This is a genomic window from Mesorhizobium sp. M7A.F.Ca.AU.001.01.1.1, from assembly GCF_004022735.1.
Lineage (GTDB): Bacteria > Pseudomonadota > Alphaproteobacteria > Rhizobiales > Rhizobiaceae > Mesorhizobium > Mesorhizobium ciceri.
Map to the genome: position 1 here is coordinate 1 of NZ_RZPF01000210.1, position 9,059 is coordinate 9,059.

Below are 9,059 nucleotides of genomic sequence, written 5' to 3' on the forward strand. Positions count from 1 at the left end.
GACCTCGCCCTCGCATATCGGCCTCAACAAGAACGAAGACGGCCTGAAGAAGGCCGTGAACGATGCGGTCGCCAAGATGCTGGCCGACGGCAAGCTGGACGAAAGCTCGAAAGCCTGGCTGAAGACGCCGCTCAATCCCGACAATCTCAAGGATTGAGTTTCCGTGGCCTTTGGCTGGCTCCCGGGTGCCCTGGGCGACATCGCGCATGGCGCGGCCACGACGATCCTGCTGATCGCCGTGACCACGCTGGCCGGAACGCTGCTCAGCATCCTGGGTGCCGCGGGGCGGCGAAACGGCCCGGTGCTGCTCAAGCGGGCAATCGCCTGCTATGTCGAGGTGATGCGCAACACGCCGTTCCTGGTGCAGTTGTTCTTCATCTTCTTTGGGCTGCCCAGCCTGGGCGTCCGGCTCGACCCGCTCCTGGCCGCCATGCTGGCGATGACGCTCAACATGGCGGCCTACACCATCGAGATCGTCGGCGCCGGGCTTGACGCCGTGCCCGGCGGGCAGACGGAAGCAGCGCTGGCCCTTGGGCTGCGGCCACGCCAGGTGTTCGTCAAGATCGTGCTGCCGCAGGCGCTCAAGATCATCTACCCCGCGCTCACCAGCCAGATCGTCATCATGATGCTGGAGTCCGCCGTCGTGTCGCAGATCGCCGTGCGTGAGCTGACCTACGAGGCCGACATGCTGCAGGCACGCACCTTCCGCTCCTTCGAGACCTATTTCGTCGTGACGCTGGTCTATCTCGCTCTGTCGATGGCCTTGCGCCGGCTGCTGGTGTCAGGCGGGCGCCGCGCGCTCGGAGCCGGTGTGTCATGATCGAGTTCACCTTCTGGGACATCGTGCGCAACCTACTGCTCGCCGCCCGCTGGACGGTGCTGCTATCGCTGGCCGCCTTTATCGGCGGCGGCATCGTCGGCATGATCGTGCTGTTCTTCAGGATCGCTGAGAACAAATGGAGCCGGCGTGTCGCCTCCGGCTACATCGCCCTGTTCCAGGGGACGCCGCTCTTGATGCAGCTGTTCCTGATGTTCTTCGGCCTGCCGATGCTTGGTCTGCGCATCGAACCCTGGACGGCGGCGGCGCTCGGCCTCACCTTCTTCGCCAGCGCCTATCTCGCCGAAATCTGGCGCTCCGGCGTCGCGGCGCTACCCCTCGGTCAATGGGACGCCGGTGCCAGCCTCGGCCTGCACTATCTGCAGGAACTCAGGCTGATCATCCTGCCGCAGGCGTTTTCGATCACCCGCGCACCCACCGTCGGCTTCCTGGTGCAGCTGATCAAATCGACGGCGCTCACCTCGATCATCGGCTTCGAGGAGCTGGTGCGGACCTCCAACGCCATCAACAATGCGACCTTCGAACCGTTCAAGGTATACGGGCTGGTGGCGCTGATCTTCTTCGTCATGTGCTTTCCGCTGACGCAATACGCCCGCAGGCTCGAGAAACAGGCGGCTGCTCGCTGACGCGCCAAGGCAGCGCCCGATTTCAGACCGGCAACCCAAGCTGCTTGCGCAGGCTCTTGTCGAATTCGGATGCGGGGACGAAACGGCGCAGGAAACTGACCTGGCGCGCCATTTTTCCCGCCGCATAGCGTTTCTTCGGCGCGGGATCGGTCGCTGCTGCCAAAATGGTCTTGGCGACCACTTCGGGCGCATCGCCTTTTTCCATCGATTTCCGCACTGACATAGTCATCCCGGCGCGCGCGGAGTCGTAGATTTCGAGCGACCGGTCGGGGGCGGCAAGATTGTCCTCGAATGATGTGCGGGTATAGGCGGGCTCCACCAGCGAAACGCGAATGCCGAAGGGGCGCAATTCGTGATCGAGCGACTCGGAATACCCTTCGATGGCGTGTTTGGTCGACGAGTAAAGCGCGAAATAGGGAGCGGGGATGAACCCCTGTACCGAGCTCAAATTTACGATTCTGCCCTTCCCTTGGCGCCGCATTGCCGGCAGCACCGCGTTGGTCACGCGCAAGACGCCGAAGACGTTCACGTCGAACAGCGCCTTGGCCTGGGCGGTCGAGGACTCCTCCGCGCCGCCAAACAGCCCCATGCCGGCATTGTTGACAAGCACGTCGATGCGTCCGGCCGCGGCCAGAACGTCATCGACCATTGTCGCGACGGACGCGTCGTCGGTCACGTCGCAGGTCAGCATGGTCACGCCGGCGGATTGCTGTGAGGCCGTGCGACGGCTGGTTCCGAAGACGCGAAAGCCAGCGCCGAGCAAGGCGTCGGCGGTAGCGCGCCCGATGCCGGAAGATGCCCCTGTGACAAGGGCGACGCCGGGACTGGTCTTGTTCATGGAAATCATATCCTTCTTTGCGTTGGATCGGATTGGGAAAAGCATTGAGATAGGCCGGGGCAAAGGGCGTCGGTCATGACTGCGTCTGGCCACCGCTAGTTCCAGCGTCTGAACAGGGCGCTGGCATTCACGCCGCCAAAGCCGAAGCCATTGGAGATCGCGTACTCCATCTCCATGGGCCGGGGTGCGTTGGCGACGAAGTCGATTCCGTCGCCGGCCGGATCGGCCTCGCCCAGGTTGAGGGTTGGCGGGGCGACCTGATCCCTGAGCGCCAGGATTGCGAAGATCGCACCAAGCCCGCCGGCCGCTCCGAGCAGGTGTCCGGTCGCCGATTTCGTGGCACTGACAGCTATCGCGAAATCGCGCCCGAACACGCTCTTGATCGCTTCGATCTCACCCAGGTCGCCGACTGACGTGGAGGTCGCATGCGCATTGAGATGACGAACGTCGCGTGGCGAAATCCCTGCCTGGGCAATCGCGATCTGCATGGCCCGGCGCGCGCCGTCGCCGTCCTCTGGCCCGGAGGTGACGTGATGGGCATTCGCCGTCGTGCCGTAGCCGACGAGCTCAGCAATCGGTTTTGCGCCGCGCGCCAACGCGTGGCTCAACGCCTCGATGACCAGCACGCCGGCCCCTTCGCCCATGACGAAGCCGTCGCGCGATGTGTCGAAAGGGCGCGAGGCTTGGGCCGGCGCCCAATTGAAGCCGGTTGAAAGAGAACGAGCGGCGGCGAAACCGCCGAGACTGACGGTGTTGATGCACGCTTCCGTTCCGCCGCACACGGCGATGTCGGCTTCGTTGGCGCGGATCAGGCGGGCGGCGTCGCCGATCGCCTGGATGCCTGCCGCGCACGCCGTCACCGGTGCGCCGAGTGGACCTTTGAAGCCATGACGGATCGAGATGTGGCCCGCCGCGAGGTTCACCAGGAAGGACGGCACCGTAAAGGGAGACAGGCGGCGGGCGCCACGCAGGTCCACCGTGCGCACCGCCTCGGTGATGGCCGGGAACCCGCCGACACCTGAAGCGATGATCGTGGCCGTGCGCAGGCGATCCGTCTCCAAGGCAGGCTTCCATTGCGCCTGCGCAAGCGCCTCTTCCGCCGCCGCCAGCGCGAAGAGAATGAACCGGTCTACCTTGCGCTGATCCTTCGCGGACAGGACGGCATCGGCATCGAAACCAGCCTCGGGGTCTTCGCCCAGGGAGGGAACCACGCCGCCAATCTTAGCCGGCAGCTCTCCCACCACATCGTCAGGAAGCCTGCGAACGCCAGACCGGCCGGCAAGCAGGCGTGACCAGGACGCTTCGACATTGGCGGCAAGGGGCGTGACCGCACCCATGCCCGTGACGACAATCCGTTCCATCTGCTCTCCTATCCTTGCTGTGCTGGCGGCGCTGCTCGCGCCGTTCAAGTAGCGACTGCTTCGCGAACCTGATCGGCCGCCGCATCCAGAAAAGCCTGCGCAAGGTCGGGGTCGTTGACGACCCGCGACAGCACGACCGCGCCGACCATCGTCGAGAGAACGGCCATTGCCTTGTTGCCGGTCTTTTCGATGTCGCCCTCGCCAACCCAACCGCCGAGCATCTCGAGGTACGCCTTGATGCCGGCTTCGAATGACGCCTTCACCTCGGCACCTTGCCTGGCGGCATCCGAGCCGAGCGCAACGACCGGGCAGCCGTCCATCTTTTCTCCGCGATGATCCATGCTGAGGTAGAATGAGATCACCCCGTCGAGCGGGTTCCCGGGATTTGCCGCGGTCGCGGCCGACCATTTGTGGGTGGCGCTTTCCATCGCCCGCCTGGACGCCAGCGCCGCCAGATCGTCCTTCGACTCGAATTGCTTGTAAAAGGCGCCCTGGGTCAGCCCGGCCCCTTTCATCAGATCCTTGAGGCCGATGCCGTCGAACCCGCGCTCCCGAAAAAGCCGGCTTGCCACATTGATCACGGTCTCACGGTTTTCCGCGGCCTGAGTGCGACTTACACGCATCGTCATCTCCTTTTTTAGATTGCATTCGTAATCTATACCCTATATAGAGGGTGAACGCAATCTAAAAAAGGACAAATGAGATGATCCGCAAAACCTTGGGCGCCTCGCTGCTGGCGGCGCTGTTTCTTGCAACCCCGGCTCTTGCCGAGGAAGCCACCATCGGGCGCCCGATCGAAGGCGGTAGCCTGCACCAGGCACACCTGGACATGGTGGTCTACTACGTTCCGGACGGCGACCTGCTTGAGGTCACCGCCACTTTCGCACCGAAGACCGGGGGTGATCCGCTGCGGGTTGTCATGGGCCTCGCCAACAGTGACTCCGTGGCGTTTTCCATACCTGGCCACCCGGGCTCGCTCTACGCGTTCTCAAGGTCCGGTGAGGAAGTGACGGTCTCGACCGAGACGGACACATCCCTGCGAGCCGACGCGACAATGCCCTGACCTGACGCGCAGACCGCGGCCGAGCGATGCTGGCCGGGGTCTCGCGTCGGAACGGCGCGCCACCGATAAGTTTGGAGAGAGGTCACATGCTTTACAGCTATTTTGTCGAGAAATCGATCCGGCAGAGCTTCGACGACGTCAACAACCATCGCTGGGATGCGGCGGTGAAGGCCATCGCGCCGCATGTCCATCACCGGGTTGGTGGCGCACACGCGCTTGGTGGCGAGCGCCACGACAAGCAGGCCCTGCGCCGGTGGTTCGAGCGCCTCGGCCGTGTTCTGCCCACTCTCCATCTCACGGTCAACCACGTGTGGGTGAAGGGCTGGCCGTGGCATACCACCGTGTTTGCCCAGTGGGATGGCACCGCTACCCTGCTCAACGGCGATACGTCCTACGTCAACCGTGGTCTCCACGTGTTCACGCTGCGGTGGGGCAGGGTTCATGCGCTCGAGGAATTCTACGATTCACAGGCGGCGGCGCGCGCTCTCGCCGCCCAGGCCGCAGCCGGCCTCGAAGAAGCTGTCGCCGAACAGACAACAAGCTAGCACAAGCGCGGTCCGAGGACGCCCAAGGTCTACGGGCCGGTGGCGCCGATCGTCTTCGTCTCGTGCCTTGCGCCCACGCACTATGCGCGCAGGCTCGAGAAGCGAGCGCTGGCGCGCTGGACTGCAGGCCCTGCATCGATGCCGGTGCTGTCGCGGCAACGGTCGAGCCGAGGCAGGCATACAGCTTTCCTCTTGGGAATAGGACTTGACATCTTGCCGTTCGAATTGTCCATTTGAAGCTTGACCGGGCCGAACGGGGCGGCGAGGGACAGGGGCAAACCGGCGGGTGGATAGACAGTCGAGTCGAGTGCTGTTGAGGACGGTCGGGCTGACAAAAGCCTTTCGAGGGCTGGTTGCCCTGCGTGATCATTCCATCGAGCTCCACGAACGTGAAATCATTGGGGTAATCGGGCCGAATGGCTCGGGCAAGAGCACGCTTTTCAACCTGATCACCGGCTTCTCCCAGCCGAATTCCGGTAGCATCGAGATGGAGGGCCGGTCGATCGTCGGCCTGCGCACATCGCAGATCGTCGCGATGGGCATCGCCCGCACCTTCCAGGGCTCTCGCCTGTTCGGCAGCCTCAGCGTCGCGCAGAACGTGCTGACGGCGGCGCAGTTGCGCCATCCTGTCGGCGCCGCCGATACCGTGCTGCGCGGTCGGCGTTATCGCGAGCGGGTGGCCGCGACCCGGCAGAAGGCCGACGAACTCCTCGACCTCATGGGCCTGACAGATCAGGCCGGCAGGGTCGCCGCGGATCTTCCCTACGGCGATCAGCGGCGGCTGGAGATTGCGCGTGCGTTGGCGACCGGCCCGCAACTGCTGTTGCTCGATGAGCCCGCTGCCGGTCTTGATTCCAACGAGACCAAGGTGTTGGCAGCGCTGATCCGGACGATCCGTGACCGCTATGGCGTAACGGTGGTCGTTGTCGAGCACGACATGGACCTGATCATGGCGCTGTGCGAACGCATCCAGGTGCTGGCGACTGGCGAGGTGATCTGCGTCGGAACACCGGAGCAGGTACGCGAACACCCGAAAGTGCGGGAGGCGTATCTTGGCCACGCCTAGCCCCGTTCTGCTCAGTGTCGAGAACCTCGAGGTCAATTTCGGCGCGGTGCGTGCGCTGAAGGGCATTTCGCTCGACGTCCATGCCGGCGAGGTGGTGGCGTTGGTGGGCGCCAACGGCGCCGGCAAGAGCACGACCTTGCGCACCATTTCCGGCCTGTCGCGGCCGCGCGGCGGCAGGATCATCTTCGATGGCAAGCCGATTGGAGGTGTCGCTCCGTCGCGCATCGTAAGTCTGGGCATCGCGCAGAGCCCGGAGGGCAGGCGCCTGTTCGGCGGCCTGACGGTGGCTGACAATCTGCGGCTCGGCGCCTGCACCCGCACCGACAAGGATGCCATCCTCAGAGACAGCGAGCGCATGTTCATGCTGTTCCCGATTCTCAAGCAGCGGCTGAAGCAACTGGCCGGCACGCTGTCGGGCGGCGAACAGCAGCAGCTTGCTTTGGCGCGCGCGCTGATGGCGGCGCCGCGCCTGCTGCTGCTCGACGAGCCTTCGCTCGGCGTTGCGCCGCTGCTGGTCCGCCATATCTTCAGCGCGCTTGCCGAACTGAAGCGCCAGGGCATGACGATGCTGCTGGTGGAACAGAACATCACGCTCGCGCTGGACCTCGCCGACCGTGCCTATGTGCTGCGCACGGGCCAGGTGGCGCTGTCTGGCCGGTCCGCGGAACTGCGCGACAGCGAACGCGTGGCGCAGGCATATCTCGGGGCGGCAACATGACCCAGCTGGACTATATCCTGCAGCAGATCGTCAATGCGGTGAGCCTCGGCAGCCTCTACGCACTGGTGGCGGTCGGTCTGTCGATCGTCTTCGGCGTCCTCAAGCTCACCAATTTCGCGCATGGCGACGTCATGATGGTAGGTGCCTTCGGGGTTGCCTTGCTGGTCGGCATCGGCGTTCCGTTCCCGGTCGCCGTGATCTGCGGCATCGCCGCAGCCGCCGCCGCCGGCTTCCTCATCGAACGCATCGCCTACCGCCCGATCCGCGACGCGCCCGACGTTGCGCGACTGCTGACCAGCCTCGCCGTCACCTACATCATCGAGAATGTCGGCATCCTGGTGTTCACCTCCTCGCCGCGCAATTTTCCACTCCCCGATATTCTCAACACCTCCTGGGAAATGTCGAACGGCGCCATCACCTTCACCAGCATCAATCTCCTGACCATCGCGCTGACCTTCGTGTCGCTGCTGCTCCTCGGCTGGTTTATCACGCGCACCACGACTGGGCTCGGCATGCGCGCCGCAGCCGAGGACATGTCGGCGGCACACCTTGTCGGTCTGAACGTCAACCGGCTGATCATCGTCGCCTTCATCGTCGCATCCGCCTATGCCGGCCTCGCCGGCATTTTGTGGGCGGCACAGGCCGGCGTGGTGCAGCCGCAGATGGGCTTCACGCCGCTCCTGAAGGCTTTCGTGGCGGCAATCATCGGCGGCTTCGGGTCGATCGCGGGCGCCCTGGTCGGCGGCTACATATTGGGCGCGCTGGAGATATTCATCGTCGCATTCCTGCCGAGCAGCGTCTCGTCCTATCGCGACGCAATCGTCTTCGCCGTGCTGATCGCCTTTCTCCTGGTGCGCCCGGGCGGGCTGCTCCAGCCAAACCGGGAGATAAAGCTGTGAGCCGGGAAGCGCGGATCACACTCCTCGTCCTCGTCGCCGTGGTGGCGGGGGCAGCTGTCGCATTCGGTGCGCCGCACGTGCTGAGCGACTATTTCGTCCGGATTATCCTGCTGATCGCGCTGAATGCAATCCTGGTGCTGGCGCTGTCGCTGAGCAACGGTTTTACGGGCGTGTTTTCGCTCGGCCATGTCGGCTTCATCGGCGCCGGCGCGTATATTTCGGGAATCCTGTCGATCCCGGTGCAGCAGAAGATGGCATTGCTGCCGCATCTGCCGGGGTTTCTGCATGCTTTCAGCCTCCCCTTCCTGCCGGCGACGCTGGTGGCAGGTCTTCTGACGGCATTGCTTGCGGTGGTCGTCGGTTATCCCTTGATGCGCCTGTCGGGCTATTTCGTTTCGGTGGCGACGATGGGATTCTTGATTATCGTCAACGTGGTGCTGATCAATGCGTCGGATTTCACCCGAGGTGCCCGCACGTTTACCGGCGTGCCGCTGGAGACGACGTTGCCCTGGGTGATGGGTTGGCTCGCCATCACGGTGTTCGTTCTGGCGCGCCTGGTTTATTCGCCTTTCGGGCGCGCCATGAAGGCGGTGCGCGACGACACGATCGCGGCCAGCGCTGTCGGAATCGGCGTGCTGCGGACCAGACTGATCGCCTTCGTCATCGGCGCGTTCTTCTCAGGCGTCGGCGGGTCGCTCTATGCGCATTATCTCGGCTCGTTTTCGCCGAACACTTTCTACTTCGCGCTGACGATGAGTCTGATCACAATGCTGGTGCTGGGCGGCATGGGCTCCCTGACCGGCGCGGTGGTCGGCGTCATCTGCGTTTCGCTGTTGTCGGAGATCCTGCGCTCGGTCGAACGCGGCTTCACGATCGGCGATTTCGCGGTGCCGGCCCTGTTTGGCGCCAGCCAGATCGTGCTCGGCTTCATCTTCATTCTAGTCATGATCTTCCGGCCGAAGGGGATCATGGGGGACCGGGAACTTATGTTCGGATCAACCCAAAGATCGGCAACGGTGAACCAGACAGAGGAACGAAAACGATGATCAAACTCACTCGACGCGGTACCATCGGCCTGGGACTGGGCGCATTCTTCGCGCTTGCC

At 64.0% G+C, this 9,059-nt stretch carries 12 protein-coding genes; 9 read left to right on the top strand and 3 right to left on the bottom strand.

The features are described 5' to 3' along the window. The 3 genes from EN884_RS15025 to EN884_RS15035 form a co-directional block, all read left to right on the top strand. The coding region (locus tag EN884_RS15025) for a transporter substrate-binding domain-containing protein (RefSeq protein ID WP_128360606.1) at positions 1–157 on the top strand (157 nt) is incomplete at its 5' end. Positions 158–163: 6 nt separating this feature from the next. Next, positions 164–820: an amino acid ABC transporter permease gene (locus EN884_RS15030; RefSeq protein WP_024502057.1), complete on the top strand. Its 657-nt coding sequence runs from the start codon at positions 164–166 to the stop codon at positions 818–820. Next, positions 817–1,464: an amino acid ABC transporter permease gene (locus EN884_RS15035; protein WP_024502056.1), complete on the top strand. Its 648-nt coding sequence runs from the start codon at positions 817–819 to the stop codon at positions 1,462–1,464. Before EN884_RS15030 ends, EN884_RS15035 begins: the two co-directional genes overlap by 4 nt. Positions 1,465–1,486: 22 nt before the next feature. On the opposite strand, the gene EN884_RS15040 is transcribed toward EN884_RS15035, so the two are convergent. From EN884_RS15040 to EN884_RS15050, 3 genes are all read right to left on the bottom strand, one after another. After that, entirely contained in the window at positions 1,487–2,302 is an 816-nt protein-coding gene (locus EN884_RS15040) for an oxidoreductase (protein WP_063170427.1), read from the bottom strand. A 95-nt stretch (positions 2,303–2,397) separates the two neighbouring features. Then, on the bottom strand, positions 2,398–3,663 hold the full coding sequence (gene fabF / locus EN884_RS15045) for a beta-ketoacyl-ACP synthase II (RefSeq protein WP_082826620.1): 1,266 nt from the start codon (positions 3,661–3,663) through the stop codon (positions 2,398–2,400). 44 nt (positions 3,664–3,707) lie between these two features. After that, complete coding sequence (locus EN884_RS15050; RefSeq protein ID WP_063169745.1) at positions 3,708–4,286, bottom strand: TetR/AcrR family transcriptional regulator; 579 nt, start codon at positions 4,284–4,286, stop codon at positions 3,708–3,710. Positions 4,287–4,366: 80 nt separating this feature from the next. On the opposite strand from EN884_RS15050, the gene EN884_RS15055 reads away from it, so the two are divergent. From EN884_RS15055 to EN884_RS15080, 6 genes are all read left to right on the top strand, one after another. Then, the gene (locus tag EN884_RS15055) at positions 4,367–4,726 is read left to right on the top strand and encodes a hypothetical protein (RefSeq protein ID WP_063169746.1); all 360 of its coding nucleotides are present in this window, start codon (positions 4,367–4,369) and stop codon (positions 4,724–4,726) included. Between the two features lie 86 nt (positions 4,727–4,812). Continuing rightward, positions 4,813–5,271 (top strand): nuclear transport factor 2 family protein, encoded by a 459-nt coding sequence (locus EN884_RS15060; protein ID WP_063169747.1) that lies wholly within the window; start codon positions 4,813–4,815, stop codon positions 5,269–5,271. A gap of 307 nt (positions 5,272–5,578) precedes the next feature. Beyond that, a complete protein-coding gene (locus tag EN884_RS15065) occupies positions 5,579–6,337 on the top strand; it encodes an ABC transporter ATP-binding protein (protein ID WP_224620866.1) in 759 nt (252 codons plus the stop codon). Next, on the top strand, positions 6,324–7,055 hold the full coding sequence (locus EN884_RS15070; protein WP_013528428.1) for an ABC transporter ATP-binding protein: 732 nt from the start codon (positions 6,324–6,326) through the stop codon (positions 7,053–7,055). Before EN884_RS15065 ends, EN884_RS15070 begins: the two co-directional genes overlap by 14 nt. Continuing rightward, positions 7,052–7,954: a branched-chain amino acid ABC transporter permease gene (locus EN884_RS15075; protein WP_024502052.1), complete on the top strand. Its 903-nt coding sequence runs from the start codon at positions 7,052–7,054 to the stop codon at positions 7,952–7,954. Before EN884_RS15070 ends, EN884_RS15075 begins: the two co-directional genes overlap by 4 nt. Then, positions 7,951–9,000 (top strand): branched-chain amino acid ABC transporter permease, encoded by a 1,050-nt coding sequence (locus EN884_RS15080; RefSeq protein WP_082826621.1) that lies wholly within the window; start codon positions 7,951–7,953, stop codon positions 8,998–9,000. The genes EN884_RS15075 and EN884_RS15080 overlap by 4 nt, the downstream gene beginning before the upstream one ends. The last annotated feature ends 59 nt before the right edge of the window (positions 9,001–9,059 follow it).